This window comes from Aromatoleum tolulyticum, assembly GCF_900156155.1.
Taxonomy (GTDB): domain Bacteria; phylum Pseudomonadota; class Gammaproteobacteria; order Burkholderiales; family Rhodocyclaceae; genus Aromatoleum; species Aromatoleum tolulyticum.
Genome location: NZ_FTMD01000002.1, coordinates 405883 through 423459, shown reverse-complemented (window position 1 = coordinate 423459; position 17577 = coordinate 405883). Strand labels below are relative to the sequence as shown.

General features: G+C 63.0%; 18 protein-coding genes. 10 read left to right on the top strand and 8 right to left on the bottom strand.

All coding sequences use genetic code 11. The features are described 5' to 3' along the window. Nucleotides 1-59: 59 nt before the first annotated feature. From BW991_RS04540 to BW991_RS04510, 7 genes are all read right to left on the bottom strand, one after another. A complete protein-coding gene (locus BW991_RS04540) occupies nt 60-530 on the bottom strand; it encodes a hypothetical protein (RefSeq protein ID WP_244551610.1) in 471 nt (156 codons plus the stop codon). Next, nucleotides 527-766: a hypothetical protein gene (locus tag BW991_RS04535; protein WP_212566856.1), complete on the bottom strand. Its 240-nt coding sequence runs from the start codon at nt 764-766 to the stop codon at nt 527-529. Before BW991_RS04535 ends, BW991_RS04540 begins: the two co-directional genes overlap by 4 nt. A 301-nt stretch (nt 767-1067) precedes the next feature. After that, nucleotides 1068-2027 (bottom strand): carbohydrate kinase family protein, encoded by a 960-nt coding sequence (locus BW991_RS04530; protein WP_076600884.1) that lies wholly within the window; start codon nt 2025-2027, stop codon nt 1068-1070. Between the two features lie 190 nt (nt 2028-2217). Then, the gene (locus BW991_RS04525; protein WP_076600883.1) at nt 2218-3150 is read right to left on the bottom strand and encodes an ABC transporter substrate-binding protein; all 933 of its coding nucleotides are present in this window, start codon (nt 3148-3150) and stop codon (nt 2218-2220) included. 98 nt (nt 3151-3248) lie between these two features. After that, nucleotides 3249-4277 carry an ABC transporter permease subunit gene (locus tag BW991_RS04520; RefSeq protein WP_244551609.1) on the bottom strand — a complete coding sequence of 343 codons (1029 nt, stop codon included), beginning with the start codon at nt 4275-4277 and terminating at the stop codon, nt 3249-3251. Between the two features lie 49 nt (nt 4278-4326). Next, complete coding sequence (locus BW991_RS04515; protein ID WP_076600881.1) at nt 4327-5886, bottom strand: sugar ABC transporter ATP-binding protein; 1560 nt, start codon at nt 5884-5886, stop codon at nt 4327-4329. Then, a complete protein-coding gene (locus BW991_RS04510; protein WP_076600880.1) occupies nt 5876-7123 on the bottom strand; it encodes an ROK family transcriptional regulator in 1248 nt (415 codons plus the stop codon). Before BW991_RS04510 ends, BW991_RS04515 begins: the two co-directional genes overlap by 11 nt. 271 nt (nt 7124-7394) lie before the next feature. Here BW991_RS04510 and BW991_RS04505 point away from each other — a divergent pair, with 271 nt between their 5' ends. From BW991_RS04505 to BW991_RS04485, 5 genes are all read left to right on the top strand, one after another. Further along, complete coding sequence (locus tag BW991_RS04505; RefSeq protein WP_076600879.1) at nt 7395-8210, top strand: uracil-DNA glycosylase family protein; 816 nt, start codon at nt 7395-7397, stop codon at nt 8208-8210. Next, nucleotides 8207-9964, top strand: a complete 1758-nt coding sequence (locus BW991_RS04500; RefSeq protein ID WP_084204957.1) for an amidohydrolase family protein — start codon at nt 8207-8209, stop codon at nt 9962-9964. Before BW991_RS04505 ends, BW991_RS04500 begins: the two co-directional genes overlap by 4 nt. Before the next feature lie 104 nt (nt 9965-10068). Next, the gene (locus BW991_RS04495) at nt 10069-10302 is read left to right on the top strand and encodes a hypothetical protein (protein ID WP_050415131.1); all 234 of its coding nucleotides are present in this window, start codon (nt 10069-10071) and stop codon (nt 10300-10302) included. Nucleotides 10303-10377: 75 nt separating this feature from the next. Then, nucleotides 10378-10773, top strand: a complete 396-nt coding sequence (locus BW991_RS04490) for a CBS domain-containing protein (protein ID WP_212566855.1) — start codon at nt 10378-10380, stop codon at nt 10771-10773. Nucleotides 10774-10954: 181 nt separating this feature from the next. Continuing rightward, nucleotides 10955-11359 (top strand): PPC domain-containing DNA-binding protein, encoded by a 405-nt coding sequence (locus BW991_RS04485; protein ID WP_076601003.1) that lies wholly within the window; start codon nt 10955-10957, stop codon nt 11357-11359. 462 nt (nt 11360-11821) lie between these two features. Here BW991_RS04485 and BW991_RS04480 read toward each other — a convergent pair whose 3' ends face one another. Next, complete coding sequence (locus BW991_RS04480) at nt 11822-12688, bottom strand: hypothetical protein (protein WP_076600877.1); 867 nt, start codon at nt 12686-12688, stop codon at nt 11822-11824. Between the two features lie 328 nt (nt 12689-13016). Here BW991_RS04480 and BW991_RS24125 point away from each other — a divergent pair, with 328 nt between their 5' ends. The 5 genes from BW991_RS24125 (at nt 13017) to BW991_RS04460 (ending at nt 17370) form a co-directional block, all read left to right on the top strand. Next, entirely contained in the window at nt 13017-13406 is a 390-nt protein-coding gene (locus BW991_RS24125) for a site-specific integrase (RefSeq protein WP_244551608.1), read from the top strand. Continuing rightward, the gene (locus BW991_RS24120; protein ID WP_244551607.1) at nt 13295-13579 is read left to right on the top strand and encodes a tyrosine-type recombinase/integrase; all 285 of its coding nucleotides are present in this window, start codon (nt 13295-13297) and stop codon (nt 13577-13579) included. Before BW991_RS24125 ends, BW991_RS24120 begins: the two co-directional genes overlap by 112 nt. 342 nt (nt 13580-13921) lie before the next feature. Next, nucleotides 13922-15553: an RNA-directed DNA polymerase gene (locus BW991_RS04470; RefSeq protein ID WP_084204956.1), complete on the top strand. Its 1632-nt coding sequence runs from the start codon at nt 13922-13924 to the stop codon at nt 15551-15553. Between the two features lie 916 nt (nt 15554-16469). Beyond that, entirely contained in the window at nt 16470-16760 is a 291-nt protein-coding gene (locus BW991_RS04465; RefSeq protein WP_076600875.1) for a GYD domain-containing protein, read from the top strand. A gap of 244 nt (nt 16761-17004) precedes the next feature. After that, nucleotides 17005-17370 carry a hypothetical protein gene (locus BW991_RS04460; RefSeq protein ID WP_076600874.1) on the top strand — a complete coding sequence of 122 codons (366 nt, stop codon included), beginning with the start codon at nt 17005-17007 and terminating at the stop codon, nt 17368-17370. Nucleotides 17371-17577 lie beyond the last annotated feature (207 nt).

Genomic DNA, 17577 nt, shown 5'->3' with positions numbered 1-17577 from the left:
GCTTCCGCCGCCGTGGCGGGTGGGGCCGTCATGTCGCGAGTCCATGATCGATCTCGCGCTCAACGCCGCACGTTGTCGAAAACAGCTTCGATCGGCCGTGCGGCGCCGGGAAGCTGCGCCTGGACGGTGATCCGGTACGGGCCTTCGGCCGATAACACGAAATAGGCGCCGTAACTCACGGTGCCGTCGATCTGCATGGCCTCGAGTTTTCGGCTGCTTCCCGCCATGCCCAGTTCAGCCACGTTCGCGTGGACTTCGGCCGAGCTGATTCGCGTGCCGTTGGCGTCGAAGAGCGCAACGACGAGATGATAGGCATCCTTGGCGCCTTTCACGCCGCCGTGCATGGATCGCTCCTCATGCGACAGCGGATGCTTGGCGGCGATCTGCGCCGGCATCAGGCCGTAGTAGATGTCGACGCCCGACACCGTCATCCGCTGGCCTGCGCCGGCGGCGAACACGGAAGCCATGGCTCCGGACAGGAGCAGGGCCCCGAGAAACTGGCGGAGTGACCGTGTGTGTGTGCGTTTCATGGCTGTTCCCCTTCGTCGGCGGTCGGGCGCGCGACCCAGAATGTCAGCAGGTTCATCCAGCGTCCGCGGACCTCTATGGATTGAAAACCGCTGCGCCGCAGGAAGGCCGGGATCTCGCCGCGCAGGTTGGCTGCCGTCATCGGCATGGCGAGCAGCGGCCAGGTCAGTAACCACCACAGCGGGTTCGCCGGCCGGTCGAGGTCGGCGATGACAAGGCGTCCGGCGGGCTTGAGCACGCGGCGCACGCTCGTCAGCCCGGCCGGCCCAAGTCAGCCCCCACAGCCATAGCGTCGCGGCCGCGAGCAGCACCGCTGTCGTCGGGCATGCCCATAGCCAAATGTCCAGACGAGGTTTCATGACGCACTCCAGGGAGCGCAACGCTCTCGCACTACCCGCCTTGCGGCGCTTGAGCTGGGCCGAACTGACAATCTGCGACAGCGAGGACAAAGCCGTCGCCGTGCCAGAAATGATCGGATTCAGGTGTTCAGCATAGACGAACGGCACTGACCGGGCGTTTGCCGGTTGATTACATTTCTGTCAGCGTTCGGTCATCTTGCCGGGACAATGTTCGGCTTCCAGCTCCGCCCGCCGCGGCATGTCCGCACCGCGGCGCGAGCACGTGATCGCCGCGGCGCGGGCCGCGAAGTCGAGCAGGCGGGCGAGGGTGTGGACGTCCATCGCCGCGAGCGCAGCGGGATCGAGCCGTCCCGTTTCCGCGAGGTGCGACAGCATCGCCGCCTGGAAGGTGTCGCCGGCACCCACCGTGTCGACGGTGGCCACGCGCGGGGCGGGCACGTCGGCCCGTCCCTGCGCATTCCACGCGCTCGCCCCGTCGGCGCCGCGCGTCACGACGACCAGCCTCGCCCCCGTCGCGAGCCAGCGCGCTGCGAGTGCCGCGTCGTCCGTTTCGCCGTACAACAGGCGCACGTCCTCGTCGCTGATCTTCACCAGATGCGCGAGGCCCGCGAGCGTGTCGGCGCGCTCGCGCCAGCGTTCCAGCGAAGGCTCCACGTTGAGCCGCACGTTGGGGTCGTAGGCGATCAGGCGCCGGTCGCGTTCGCGGCGCACCAGCGTTTCAAGTGCGGTCGCGACCGGCTCGACGACCGTCGCGTACGAGCCGAGGTGGATCGCCCGCACCTCGTCCCCCAGCTCCGGCAGCTGCGCCGCCGACAGCAGGCGGTCCGCCGCGCCGTTGCCGTAGAAGGCGTAGCGCGGCACGCCGGCCGCGTCGAGCTCGATCATCCCGAGCGTCGTCGGCGCGTCGAAGCGCGGGCAGGGCGTCGTATCCACCCCCTCGCGGGCGAGCACCCGCGCGAGACGATCACCGAGCATGTCCTTCGCCAGGCCGCTCAGGAAGGCCACCGGCTGGCCAAGCCGCGCGAGCCCGATAGCGACGTTGAAGGGCGAGCCACCGGGGCGCGCGTCGAGATGCAGGGCGTTGTCGGTTTCGGCGCCGATGAAGACATCGAACAGGGCTTCGCCGCAGACTAGAAACATGATGGGGAACCGTTTGGTTGGGGTTGGGGGGCCGGCAGGGGCACGCGTAGCGATGACTCGGACGTAGGGCGGGAGTAGCGCAGCGTATCCCGCCACACGGCGTTCGGGCGGCCTCCGGCGCTAAGGTTGGCGGGATGCGCTGCGCTGCGCTCCTCCCGCCCTACGTGTGCGCGACTGACGCCCGAAACTGTCAGCGCGGCGACGACCAGCCCTTGTAGCTGCCGACGTTGTCGCGCGTGACCAGCGTCGACGGGATCAGCACCATCGGGTTGGCGGGCTTCTTGCCGTTGAGGATGTCGTTGCCGATCACGACGGCCTGCTGCGCCATCAGCCACGGATCCTGGCTCGCCGAGGCTTCGACCTGGGTTTCGCTCTTGAGCGCGTTCTCGATGTCCGGCGCGCCGTCGACCGACGAGATCACGAGGCCCTTGCGCTTGAGCTGACGGGCGGCGAGATCGGTGCCGATGGCTTGCGGATCGTTGATCGTGAACACCGCGTCGAGCTTCTGGAAGCGCGTCAGGTGGCCGAGCATCACGTTCATGCCTCCTTCGCGCGAACCCTTGCCGTCCTGGTCGTCGGAGAGCACCTTGATGCCGGGCGCGGCGGCGAACACTTCCTTGCAGCCCTTCACGCGGTCGACCACCGCCGAGACCTGCGGCCCGTTCTGGATGATCACGTTGCCCTTGCCGGAGAGGCGCTTGACGATGTGCTCGCACGCGATGCGGCCCGCCTGCACGTTGTCGGTCTGCACCGTCGCATCCGCGCCGGCCGCAGCGACGTCGACCGCGACGACCGCGATACCGGCCTTCTGCGCCTTCTTCACCGCGGGTTCGATCGCCTTCGCGTCGGCGGCGTTGAGCAGGATCAGGTCCACACCGGCGGAGATGAAATTGTCGATCTGCGTGAACTGCTTGTTCAGGTCGTAATCGGCCGACGCGGTGATTACCTTGGCGTTCGGGTACATCTCCTTCACCTTCGCCTCCGCGCCCTTGGCGATCGTGACGAAGAAGGGGTTGCCCAGCGAGCCTACCGTGACCCCGACCGACTTGATTTCGCGCGCCTGGGCGAAGCCGGTGACGCAGGCCAGCGCGATGCCGGCGACGAGTGCGTTGCGAACGAACATGGATGTCTCCTGAACCGGTCTTATTTTGAGCCGCGACCCGGGACCGGATTCCGGGGCCGCGGCGAGATGGAAAACGGGAAAGGCGGGGACGGCGTGGATCAGGTCCGAGCGCCGCTCTGGCGGTAACGGTCCAGCGCCACGGCGCCGATGATCACGAGGCCCTTGATGATGTATTGCCAGATGTCCGAGACCCCGAGCAGCACGAGGCCGTTGGTCAGCACTGCGATGATCAGCGCGCCGATCAGCGTGCCGAGGATGGAGCCGACGCCGCCGACGAAGCTCGTGCCGCCCAAAATCACCGCGGCGATCGCGTCCAGTTCGTAGGACTGGCCGAGCTGCAGGCCGTTGGCGGCGAGCAGGCGGGCGGAGGTCATTACCGCGCCGAGGCCGGCGAGCAGCCCCGACATCGCATACACGAAGAGCAGCACCTTCCACACCTTGATGCCCGACAGGCGCGCCGCCTCCGGGTTGCTGCCGACCGAGTAGATGTGCAGGCCCAGCACGGTGCGGCGCAGGATGAACCACGAGGCAGCGATCACCGCGCCCGCGATCCACACCAGCCAGGGCACGCCCAGCAGGTTGTCGTTGCCGATGAAGGCGAAGGGCAGGTCGGGGTTGAACACCGTCTGGTCGTCGCCGAGCAGGCGCGCCATGCCGCGCACCGCGGTCAGGGCGCCGAGCGTGACGATGAAGGGCGGCAGCTTCGCGAACGCGACGAGGCTGCCGTTCACCAGCCCGAATGCGAGGCCCACCGCGAGGCCGGCGACGATGCCGAGGATGCCGCCGCCGGGCAGCGTCGAGCTCATCACCGACACGACCGCCGCCGCGGCGAGGATGGCGCCCACCGACAGGTCGATGCCGGCGGTCAGGATCACGAAGGTCATGCCGGCTGCGAGCACGATGTTGATCGAGGCCTGCTGCGCGACGATCGACAGGTTCTGCGCCGTGAAGAAGCCTTCCGCGAGGATCCCGAATCCCGCGGCCAGCAGGATCAGCACCGGCAGCATGCCGACGGTGCGCATCAGCGACTGGAAGCGCTCGCGCGGCGTGGGTTGAACGGCGGCGCGCGGCGAAGCGGCGAGGGTGCTGGGGGCGGGGGGGGCGGCAGTGGCGGGGGCGTTGCTCATTGTCTTCTCCATGGTGTGTCTCTCCTGCTCTTGTGTGGAGGCGCGCCGTTCAGGCGGCCCGCGGCAGGGTCTGGGGATTGGCGCCGGTGGCCAGTTCGATGATGGCTTCCTGCGTGATCGGGGCTCCGGAGTAGCCGCCAAGCTCGCCGACCAGCTCGCCTTCGCGCATCACCAGCACGCGGTCGGCGGTGCCGACGACCTCGGGCAGCTCGCTCGAGATCACGATCACGCCGACGCCGCGGTTCGCGAGGTCGTTGATGATCCGGTAGATCTCCGCCTTCGCCCCGATATCGACGCCGCGCGTCGGCTCGTCGAGGATCAGCACGCGCGGCTTGATCTCCAGCAGGCGCGACAGCAGCACCTTCTGCTGGTTTCCGCCCGAGAGCGCACCGACATTCACACGCGAGTTCGGCACGCGGATCGCCAGATCGCGGATCGCCGCGGCGGCCCGGTCACGCGCCTTCGCGAGGTTCAGCACGCCGCCGGTGCGGGCGTCGTCCGAGCAGGCGCACACGTTGATGTTGTCGCGCACGCTCATGTCGAGGAACAGGCCGCGGCCCTTGCGGTCCTCGGTCAGATACACGACGCCCGCGCGGATCGCGTCGAGCGGCGTCTTCAGCCGCACCGGCGCGCCATCGACGACCAGCTCGCCGCCTGCGCGCTCGTCGGCGCCGAAGATCAGGCGCGCGAGTTCCGTGCGGCCCGCGCCCACGAGGCCCGCGATGCCCAGCACCTCGCCCGCGTGCAGGTCGAAGCTGCAGCCGCGCACGCGCCTGCCGTCGTTCATGTCGCGCACCGCCATCACCACCGCGCCCGGCTCGTAGGGCTTGTGGTCCTTCTTGTAGAAACCGGAGAGGTCGCGGCCCACCATCATCTGCACCAGCGCCTCGGCCGACAGCGCGTCGCGGTCCAGCGTGCCGACGTAGCTGCCGTCGCGCAGCACCGACACGCGGTCGGATAGCTCGTAGATCTCGGCCATGCGGTGACTCACATAGACGATCGCGAGGCCGTCGGCGCGCAGCTGGCGGATCAGCTCGAAGAGACGGTCCGTCTCGCGCGACGACAACGGCGTCGTCGGCTCGTCCATCACCAGGATGCGCGCGTCGGCGTGGATCGCGCGGGCGATCTCGACCAGCTGGCGCTCGGCGATCGACAGGTCGCTCACCAGCGTGCGTGGCCCGAAGGAGGCGCCGAGCCGTTCGAGGATGCCGGCGCAGCCCGCTTCCATGCCGTGGCGGTCGATGCGGCCGCCGCTGCGCAGCTCGCGTCCGAGGTAGATGTTCTCGGCCACCGTCAGGCTCGCGCACAGCGTGAGCTCCTGGTAGATCACCGCGACGCCCAGCGCCTTTGAAGACAGCGGCCCGTCGATGACGACCGGCTGGCCGTCGATGCGGATCTCGCCGCCTTCGTCGGCGGTGTAGGCGCCCGAAAGAATCTTCATCAGCGTCGACTTGCCCGCGCCGTTCTCGCCCATCAGCGAATGCACCTCGCCGGGATAGAGCGTCAGCGACACGTCGCGCAGCGCCCGCACGCCGGGGAAGGTCTTCGAGATGCCGCGCATCTCGAGCACGGGGCGGCGAGTGTGGTCAGTAGCGAGGTCAGTCGGCATCGCGCATTTCCTCCATGGAACGCGTCACGCTGCCGAGGATCTCGGCGCGCGGGGAGAAGCTGAAGAACATCGGCAGGCTCGCCGCGCCCACTGCGCCGGCGTCCGAGCCGAAGGAACCGCGCACCAGCTCGGGCGCTCCGCGCGCCTCGGGCGCGTTGTCGGCCAGCGCCTGCGCGAGGCGGCGCTGCAGCAGGTCGATGAGCCCGCCATCGACATCGGCGTCGAACACCACCACCGGCACGTCCAGCATGCACAGCGCCGAACGCACGGCCGGCGCAAGCGCATCGATGCAGTCTTCGACCCACTCCTCGACGGCCGGATGATGGGCGCGGATGTGGCGCTCGAGGTCCGCATGACTCGTCACGATCGCGCCGGCATGCCGCAGGTGGCGGCCCAGCGCGTTGAGCGAGGCGCGCGACAGCAGCATGTCCCACTTGTGCGCGGGCGCTTGCGCCGACGCGAGGCGGCTGGGCGGCACCGGCATCACCGCGATGTCGCCGGCGTTGCCGGTGACGCCGCGCAGGCAGTCGCCGTTCAGCGCGACGCCGCAGCCGATCACCGGCCCCATGAACAGATACAGGAAGTCGTCGAACTCGCGCCCGCAGCCGTAGAACAGCTCCGCGATCGCCGCCGCGTTGCCGTCGTTCTCGCTGAACACCGGCAGGCCGCTCGCTTCGCCGAGCTCGAAGGCGAAATCGACCTCGTCCCACGCGCGAAAGTCCTCGTTCGGCAGGTTCAGCTCGCGCAGCCACGCGCCGAGGTTGAAGGGTTGGGCGACGCCGATTCCGGTCAGGCGCTCGCGCTCCTCGGCGCTCAGCACGTCGAGCACCGCCTCGATGTCGGCGAGCACGAGCTGCAGCGTCTCGTCGGGGGAGGGCAGGATGCGGTCATGCACGCGGCGGGCGAGGATCTGGCCGCCGAAATCCAGCAAGGCGGTCTCGATCGTGTCGCGGTCGAGCCGCACGCCGATGCCGAAGGCGCCCTTCGGGTTCAGGTCGATCAGCGTCGCCGGCTGGCCGCGCTGGCCCTCGGTGCGACGGCCCGTATAGACGATCAGCTCGCTCGCCTCGAGCGACTGGATGATGCTGCCGATCGCCGTGCTGGTCAGGTGGGTGCGGCGCGCGAGGTCGGCCTTCGAGGCCTCCCCGGAACGGCGCAGCACCTGCAGCAGCAGGCGTTCGTTGTAGCGCCGCAGCCGCACGGAGTTGCGGCCGCGCCCGATCTGGGCTGTTGCCATGCTCGTCTCCTTCGACCCCGCTCATGGGCGGTGTTTGTTTATTAATAAATCAACTTGGTTTATTAAATGTCGTGGGGCGCCGGCTGTCAAGGAGAAATTGTTGCCCGAGCGAGGGGAGCAGGCTGGGGCGGGAACGCCACCGCGGCGAACCGATCGGCCCCCCGGCGAACTCCGTCGCAGGCAGCCACGAACGACGCGAATTTCTGTGCTATGCCAAATCAACGGCGGTTGCGCGGCGCGCAGGCCGCCGCCCGTCGCGAGGAGAGCACGCATGTCGCATCCATTCGACCCTGGCTATGTCGCCGAACCGTTCCTGACGCTCTGTTCCGAATACCCCGGGGCAGATGTCTATCCGCCCGACCAGTTCCGTACCGAGTGGGGGCCGATCTTCCATCGCGGGCGACTCGACGGTTCGGCACGCATCCTCGTCATCGGGCAGGACCCCGCCCAGCATGAGAGCGTCATCCGCCGCTGCCTCGTTGGCGAGGCCGGGCGGCGCGCACAGGGCCTGCTGCGCAAGCTCGGCGTGACGCGAAGCTACGTAGTCATCAACACCTACCTCTACAGCGTCTATGGCAGCGTGAAGGCGCGTACGCGCAAGGATCCGCGGCTGGTCGATTACCGCGACCGCTGGATCCACGCCCTGCTGGCTGGCGGCCGCATCGAGGTCGTGCTGGCGTTCGGTCGCGTAGCCGACGAGGCGTGGCGTTTCTGGAAGGCGACCCCGGCGGGCGAGTCGATCGACGTCGGCTATGCGGCACTGACCCACCCCACCCAGCCGGAAAGCGCCTCGAACGGCGACAAGGTCAAGCTCGCGGAAGCGACCACGGCGTTGCTGCGCAACTGGAACAAGGCCTTGCAGGCGGTCGCGCCGCGCGTGCAGCACCCGGACGTGCCGACTCCGTTCATTGCGTACGGTGACGCCTGGGCGGACGACGACCGCATCGGCATCCCCGAATTCGATTTCCCTGCCGGACTGCCGGCGTGGATGCGCGAACAGGACGGCTGGGCGCGGCGCGTCGGCCCCGACGATCTCGCCAAGCGGCGCAACATCACGATCAGGATCCCCAAGGGAGTCCTCACATGACCGGCATCCCGCGCCGCTGGTATCCGCTCGCCGGCACCGAGCCGCCCCCCGCCGCCCGCGCACCGGTGCCGGTCGCAAGGGAAGCGGGGCGGATCGACCTGCCGACCGGCCCGAAAGTCGCGCTCGCCGGTCGGGTCGTCACGATGGACGACGCGTTTGCGGTCAGGACGAATGCGGTCGTCTACATCGATCGCGGCGTCATCGTCGCCGTGCAGGATCATACCCAGCCGGCACCGGACGGTTTCGAGGGGGTCATTCCAGTAGCCACGCGCGGCACGCTCTATCCGGGTCTGATCGAGCTGCACAACCACCTCGCCTACAACGCGCTGCCGCTGTGGGCGCCGGTGCCCAGGCGCTTCCAGCATCGTGGCCAGTGGCCCGATCACTCCGACTATCGCCGGCTGATCAGCGGACCGATGACCGTCGTCGGCAGCTACCGCGATGCCGAAGGCAAGGCCGCGCTGCTCGCGCCGCTCGTCCGCTACGTCGAGTGCAAATGCCTGCTCGGTGGCGTCACCACCAGCCAGGGGATCATGCTCAACAGCAACGCCGGCATAAGGCGCTACTACCGCGGCATGCTGCGCAACGTCGAAGATACTGACGACCCCGAGCTGCCCGAAGCGCAGGCGCGCATCCCCGACATCGATGCCCGCGACGCGGCCTGGTTCCTGGCGCGGCTCGACAAGGAAGACAGCTGCTTCCTCCTGCATGTCAGCGAAGGCGTGACCGCGCCGGACACCCCGGACTCGATCGCGCGTCGCCATTTCCTCGCGCTGCAGGTTGCGCCCGACCGTTGGGCCATCAACGACCGCCTCGCCGCCATCCACGCCGCCGGCCTGCAGGCGGAAGACTTCGAGGTGCTGGGGCGCCACGGCGGTGCGATGGTGTGGTCGCCTTTCAGCAACCTCCTGCTGTACGGCGCGACCGCCGACGTGAAGGCGGCCCGGCAGGCCGGTGTGCGCATCGGCCTCGGCAGCGACTGGTCCCCCTCGGGCAGCAAGAACCTGCTGGGCGAACTGAAAGTCGCGTGGCTCTATTCCGCACATATGCTCGACGGACTCTTCAGCGCACGCGACCTCGTCGCGATGGCGACGCGCGAAGCCGCCGCGATCCTGAAGTGGGACAAGGCGCTCGGCACGCTGGAGCCCGGCAAGCGCGCCGACCTCCTCGTCATCGACGGCACGGCCGGCGACCCCTACGAAGCGCTCGTGAAGGCGAAGGAGACATCGATCCGGCTCGTCATGATCAACGGCCTCGCGTGCTACGGCACGCCCGCAATGATGAGCGCACTCGGTGCCGAGGGCGAAACGCTGCGCGTCGGCGGCCGGCTCCGCTGCCTGAACCTGGCGCAGCACACAGCCGATCCCGACGTCGCCGCCGTATCCCTGAAACAGGCCCGCCGCACCCTGCGAGCCGCCTTCCGCAATCTGCCCGCCCTCGCGCGCGAAGTCGAAGCGCCGCGGCCGAGGAACGCCCTGCGAAGCGCACCCGAACCCGTTGTCTGGTCGCTCGCCCTCGACGAGATCGAGGCCACGGGCACCGACCTGCGCCCACGCCTGCCTTTCAGCGGCCCCGACGATTTCACCGGCCCCGACCGCATGTCCCCGCGCGCCGCGGCGCCCCTGTCGACGATCCTCCAGTCCATCGCCCTCGATCCCCTCACCGTTGCGGACGATCCGAAATTCCTCGCGGACATCGCAAATCAGCCGAACGTGCCGGAGGCAGTCCGTACGGGGCTGGCGGCTCTCTATTGATGGGGGAGGCGAGCCGAGATCTGTTGCCCAGCGTACAGACTCATTCCATCACCGCGAATATGCTCGCGGTCGTAGTGACAGACAACCGTTCAATGGAGCTATCCATGGCGAAATGCGACGCGTGCGGCAATGACTACGACAAGTCTTTTCAGGTGGTGGCGCAGGGGAAGACCCATACCTTCGACAGCTTTGAATGCGCGATTCATACCCTCGCACCGAAATGCGCGCATTGTGGCGTGCGCATCATTGGGCACGGCCTGGAGAAGGGCGACCGGATGTTCTGCTGCGATCACTGCGCCGAAGGCGCTGGTGTGACCGAACTACGCGACCGCGCCTGATCATCACGCAAGTGAGGCGCTTTCATCGAAAGACTAGATGCCAGGAGAATGAATATGCACCAGTTACGAGACCTCATGAGTCGCGACGTCAAGGTCATCAATCCCGACATGACCATCAGGCAGGCCGCAGCAACGATGCGCGATGAGGGCTTCGGCATGATGCCGGTTGGGGAGAACGATCGCATGATTGGCACGATCTCGGATCGGGACATCGCGATACGCGCCGTCGCCGAGGGTAAGGACTCCAGCACCAAGGTTCGCGATGTAATGTCCGACGGTGTTGCGTGGGCCTTCGAGGACGAGTCGGTCGACGAGGCCGTCAAGATCATGAGCGAGCGCCAAGTCAGGCGCCTGCCGGTCGTTGACCGGGAAAAGCGATTGGTGGGAATCGTTTCGCTGGGCGACTTTGCTGTCCAACGTACCGAAATCCAGCCCGCTGCCGAAGCGCTTGCCGAAATTTCCAAACCATAACGCGACCAGGCCATAGCACGACGCGGAACGGAAACAGGGGGCAGGGACGGAAACTGGGGCCACTCATCGTGGCGGACGATCGGGATTTCCTCGCGGACTGGCGGATCTCTATTGATGGGGAGGCGAGCCGAATACACACTTAGTCCCGATGAGACCTGACTGCAATTCAGCCATGGAACGCATGAATCCCTATCCCCTCCGGCTGCTCCCCGGCAGCGACCTGCGCAAGGCACTGGAGTCGGCCGTCAGCGAGCAACCCGGCGGCCCGGCCTTCGTCCTCTCCGGCATCGGCAGCCTGATCGACGCAAAACTCCGCTTCGCCGGCCACGACACCGCTACGACCATCCCCGGCCCGTCCGAAATCCTCACGCTTGCCGGCAGCCTCGCGGAAAACGGCGCGCATCTGCACATGTCCATCTCGACGCCCGACGGGCGGGTCGTCGGCGGTCACGTCGTCTATGGGAATACGGTGCGAACGACTGCCGAAATCTTGCTGGCCCCACTGCCGGGATGGGTGCTCCGGCGCGAACCGGACGCTTCGACGGGGTATGACGAACTGGTGGTTCGCCGGCGCGTCGCGGAGTGACGCGTGGTGGAGCTGTCAATCGGTCGACTGCGAGGTGACCATGGCTCTGCCCGTCTTCCGTGATCCTTGCGTCGAGGACTGAAGGCAGCCGCGACCAGTCCTTGCTCGTTTGCTCAAGCCGTTCACCGGGCGGCGGCTCCGACGATCTTGCTGCCGCTCGTGAAAGCGCAGCCTCCGTCGAGTCATCGGCCTTTGCCGACGGCCAGCCTGCGTCGATTGATCGGCGGCAGTGTTGTGGAAAGCCGCCGCACGGCGCTCAACGCAGTCGAACGGCGGGTGTCTGGTTCATCGAACGGGTCTTGCCGACCCACAACGGCCAGATGACGCTCGCAAGCTCCATGGCAGCTTCCAGATCCTGAACCAGCCTGTCGAGTTTTGCGGCCGACAGTTTCCGGTTCGGTCAGAGCGGACGACCGGAATTGTCTATTGACATTAGACTGATTCAGTCAAATATATAATCCATTATTCATTGCGACGTGGTGACACATTCTCAAGCACTTCAACCCCAAGCATATGCTTCATTGGAATCAGGGCGTCAGGCAGAGAGCACTCAAGGACCAGCACAGCACGAACCTTGGTGTCACGTTGCTCAGTTACAATCATTGCGTTGAGCACAGCATCATATTTCACGCATTGAAATAAACCCCGTACGATATCCACCTCATTCGAGCGAGTGGATTTCACTTCCACCGCCACCCATTCATCGCCGCTATCAAAAAATACATCAAGCCGGTCACCGGACGGAAGGCCTTTCTCGACCAAACCTGGACCAGTCTTCTTCCCGAGAGCGAACAATTCTGGACGACATCGCACATATTCCTTTAGCGCCTTATGGTCGTTGCTTTCACCGCCACCCTGAAATTCGGATGCCTTTTTGACCACATCTGAGAAATCGTGGTCCGCTATATCCAATCCAAGTGACTTCAGGACTGTCCGCCATTTCGGATAAGCAAAAATCTGGTGCATAACAGCATTGATCATTTCGTTCTTCTTTCGCTTGCTCAAACTCTTCCAATCAGATTTTTTCATGAACCAGCCAAACCCGTCGCCCGGCAGCTCCTCTGACCGATTGATCACCAGACACTGAATCGGCGGGATTTTTTCGCTCCACTTCTGGCCCAAATCGATCAGTGACTTGCCAACGCTTCCAAGTACAAAATTCAGGTTGCGGGGATTCTGCATTCCCAGTTCATCGGCTAACTGTTTGTAAAATATTGGTTTACCCGAGAATGCCTGACGCACCAGAACCGGCAGAGCTTCACGTGCACGCTGTTGATAAAGTTTCTCACCGTGAATGTCTGCAGAAATCGCAGCCGTTTCGTTTTTCATACCAAGTCCTTGGTCTTTCGAAAACTTGCATTATGGGATCGGAATTTTCCAAGCGTACCTCGGGCGACTGTATTGCCCCGCCTGTGTCACTACAAAGTGTCGCCAGCGGCCGACGAAACGAGGGCCTGCCGGTAGAGTCGAGTGCCGGTTCCGGATTAGTTACCTGCTGTTCATGCCTCCTGAGTTTCCGGGGGGCGACCGTCCTTTCTTGGCCGTATGTACGAGTTCGTCTGCCTTCCCTGAAGCCGCCGGCTGGGTCGCGGCCAACAATCAGACTCCGATCAACAGCCGAGGAGTCTGGCATGGAATCCAACGAACATCGAGAGCCTTGGACAAGGGAAAGCTGGTGGGACAGAAGGCGCCGCTTAATCCCAAGGACATCTGGGCGATCCGCATCTATCTTCAGAACATCCATCATGTTCGCGACTTGGCGATGTTCAACCTCGCCATCGACAGCAAGCTGCGCGGGTGCGATCTCGTCAGTCTCCGGATTCGCGATGTGACCCACGGTAACCAAGTGCTGTCGCGCGCAATGGTCATCCGGCGGAAGACGCAGCTGCCGGTTCAGTTCGAACTGACCGAGCCCACGCGAACGACGGTGGCGGCATGGATCGAGAAGGCGAAGCTGAAGCGGAAGACTTTCTTTTTCCAACCCAGTTGCACGACGCGCCGCACCTCTCCACCCGCCAGTACGCGAGGATCGTTGAACAATGGGTGACGGCGGCCGGTCTGGATCCTTCCGCCTACGGCACGCATTCGATGCGCCGAACGAAGGTGACGCTGATCTACAAGCGGACGAAGAATCTGAGGGCCGTCCAACTCCTGCGTGGCCATTCCAAGCTTGAGTCCACAGTCCGGTACCTTGGCATCGAGGTCGACGACGAGATCTGACCGTGGCTTGGCCGCCCGCCGAAAGCCTTCGACAAGACCGGCGGCCCCTTACGGACGCGATGCTGGAAGGGTAGTATTGGCCAGGAACGGCCGATCATTCCCGCTCTCAAGCTGACATCCGAGGGCCCGCGTTACTCCGGAAGCTGACCGACGACCTACGGAAGACCTTGGGCCCAAGCAACCGTCCACTTACCCATGCTGATAACATCGACCACTAGTCAGAAGAGTCCATCAAACGACCTCCAAGTAGCGGACGTTCGACAACGCTGTCTGGTGCTCACTGCTTAACATCAGCCACTCTTAGGACAAAAGGTTGCACCATTCTTCAGCGCGACATCTCCGATGAAGACTCCGTCCGCGAAAAATTTAATGTCGATAAATAGACTTACAACGGAAGATGCGCTCTGTTTCTCCCGGCGCCATTTGACCGCATACTACGATACTGATTTCTTTCCCAAACCTTTTGAGTTCGGAGCCCTCTGGTACAAATGGGAAGACGTAGTCCGGGTCCTGAGCAGTCCGGGTTGGCAGCCTTTCGGCAATCCGATAGCTATCCCCTGGAGGAAACCAAGAGGGGGCTATCGGATAGTTCATCAATTAGACCCTGTTGACTCAATTGTCTACGCTGCTGCGGTTCACTCGGTTTCCGACAGTATTGAGGCGTCGCGCCAATCTCGATACAAAAAAGTCGCCTGCTCTTATCGAATAAAAACAGATCCTTATAGCTTTTTTGTTGCAGGATCTGGTTTTTCAGACTACAGAGCGCGATGCGAGGAACTGGCTGCCCAGTACAGATATGTCCTCGCAACAGATATTTCTGATTTTTACAATCGAATTTATCTCCATAGACTGGAGAACGCCGTTTCTATTGCAGCAGGAGATGGTCAGGGGAAAGCTCTTGAGAATTTTTTGCTTTCTATAAATAACAATACATCTCAAGGGATTCCTGTTGGACCTGCAGCGAGCATCGTGCTTAGTGAAGCTGTCCTCGTTGATGTGGACCAATACATCATAGACAGGGGAATGCGGCACGTTAGATACGTCGACGATATTAGGGTTTTCTCTGATTCCAAGCATGCACTTGATGTCCTGCTTCAGGAATTTACTCATTATCTACATCAGAATCATAGGCTTGGCTTGGTTGGAGAGAAAACCAGAATTGTAGAATCGCAATTATTTTTACAGGAAGAGCTTCAAAATCAGTACCAAATCGAAAAGTTAGAAATTCTTAGCGAAATCGAGGTCGGAAATCCGTACGGTTGCGAATCAAAAATCGCACCTATGGAATTAGATGAGGAGGCGGGCGCGACGCTACTGAAGTCTCTAGAGCGAATTGAGAGGCACGAGTACCTTGACCTTGCAGTCGCTCGAGCGATTATGCGACGCGCAAAAGCAAACAAAGTCAAAGAGTTAGCTATTCACCTTATTCGAAAATCGAATTTCTACAGGCCAGTAATAAACGACTTGGTTTTGTATCTTGATGCTGTAACAGGTCCAGATAATATTCATGATATTTGCGCTGCGATACAAGAAATGTTGTTCGACCAGTCATTCGATGATAAGGCGACAGCAGAATGGTTTTCATGGTACGTATCCAAGCATCGAGGACTTGTTTCAGATGATGAGGCTAGGCAGGTCCTTAGTTATTCTGATGGATTAAGATATCGTGCGGCGGCTGCGGTTACTCTCGGGAATGTATCTTGGGTTAGGACACATAAGGACAAGGTATTAAACCTTGGTCCATGGGATCGACGCGCAGTAATTTTCGCTGCGCAAATCCTGGCTAGAGACGAGAGGGATAAGTGGCTTAAGTCATTGTCGAGAAACGGATCTTTGTCGCTGCTCGATAAGTGGATGATCGAATGGGTGATCGCCGGTGCTCCGGAGGTTCCACCTTTGGCGGCTCCACCTGTGGCGTCTCCGGTAATTGGAAATGAGTTTTTGGTTGATTTCGACGACGATATCCCGTTCTAGGACTGTGCGATCTAAAGCGGAGTGAGGCTGCTGGGTGATGGACTTACGTAGAGTTTTGAGCGCTCGATTGCTCATGGCGCATTAGCTGTCTTGATTTTTCGGCGGTCGAATCTACTTTGCCGACCGAATATCCGTTCTGCCCTAAGAGATTTCATTCGGCCTCCGCACGGGCGACCGCTCCGCTCAGAAATCTGTCAGCCGAAGACCTAAATGTCGAATATCTCTTGTGGGTCGAAACGGTGAGTTCAAGGAAAGCACGACCTGCCGTTCAGCCCGCATGAGCGCTGAACGGCAGGTCGAGGCACCATTGCCGTCCCTCATCTGGGGCAAGCTGGCCGTCAGCAAAGGCCGATGACTCGACGGACGCTGCGCATTCACGAGCGGCAGCAACACGGTCGGACCCGCCGGCCGGATGACCGGCTTGAGCAAACGAGCAAGGACTGGTCGTGGCCGTTATGGACAGCTGTGCATAACGGCCAGAACCGGTCTTGCAGCACCGTTCCGAAGAAGACATTTGAAGTGCCCGCTTCACTCAGACAATCGACGGACGGGCTGCGATACTTCAGTGAAACGCAGGTTGCGGACAGCCGTCGAAGTACGTTTAGCGCTGTCAAGCGACGGCGCTCTGCTCATTGTCTGCACTGGTATCGATCCACGCCGTAACGGTGAAGGACGGGCCCGCACTTACCCAATGCTTGTAGTCGCGTGAGGCGCCGACCGGCCGCGTTGTCGGCCTCGACCCACGCTATCCACTACGGCTTTAACCCGCAGGTGTAACACACGAGCGCCTGCGCAGGCGGAGGGTGATTCATTATTTCGCTAGCAAACGACGGCGTAAGGTCTACGTTAGAGGAGGCGAAGGTCAGTGGGCACCGAACCCAGGGCGACGCCAAACCCCGCACAGAGGAGAAAGAAAATGGCCACCTTTGTTACGCTCGTAAATTTCACTGACCAAGGCATCCGGGCAGTCAAGCAATCTCCTGATCGCTTTGAGGCTTTTAAGGGCTTGATGGAGAAGATGGGAGGCAGCGTCAAAGCAGCATGGTGGACAGTCGGAAGCTACGACATGGTGGTGGTCTGCGAGGGCAGCGAGGAGATGGCCACGGCAGCGCTTCTTACAGTGGGCTCGCTCGGAAACGTTCGCACGCAGACGCTTCGCGCATTTGACGAGACGGAGATTCGCAACATCATCGGCCAGATGCCGTAACCCCCAATTTCGCTGGGGGAAGCCGCTAGCGAGCCGAGACGACGAATGTCTCTTGAGGGTCGGGTCCGGCTGTAGCCCGATTTGACAAGCGGTCAATGAGCTCCCTCAGCGCCTGAACGGCAGGTGACCGTCGGCGGATTCCGAAAAATAGCGGGTCTGTTTGATAGCCTCGGACCATGACATGATTCGCTTGCAGATCCCGCTGGATCTAGCGTATCACACGACGTGATTCAGCCGTTCTTCCATGACACTCGACGGAGATCCCTTGAATACTTGCGTACCAAATGCGAGCCGAAAGTCGCAAATCGATGAAGTTCTTCTAAAGCTTCCTGGCGTCAGAGCGAAGAAAATCAGTGGACTTGACGCCTACTTTGTCGACGACAAGATGTTCGCCTGCATAAGCGGCAACGGCGTCGGACTACGCGTGCCTGCCGGCACTGCGATCGAGTTGCAGTTCTCAAGGGGCGACGTCGTCCCATTTCAACCCGGAGGCATGGCAAGTTCGAGGGAATGGATTCAAATCGACCGGGCCGACGCGGCAGACTACGGGCAGGATATTGAACTGTTCCGCGCCTCACTTGAGTTCGTGAAGGGCGCGCGGACGCGGTAACTTCCCGGCCCCGCAGGGGGAGTAGCAGCGTTCGACAGCTGCCGCTGAACTCCGCTGGACTCGACCCCCGGAACGCGCGCACCGTCTCACACGGTAGCCGGGCATGCGTCCAGAAATGGGGTGATGTTTTGCATCGCAGCGCGAGCCGCCTCGATGCCTTCGAGCCGGGCAATGACCCAGCTGGCCAGGTACTTGGCGGCCGGCCGT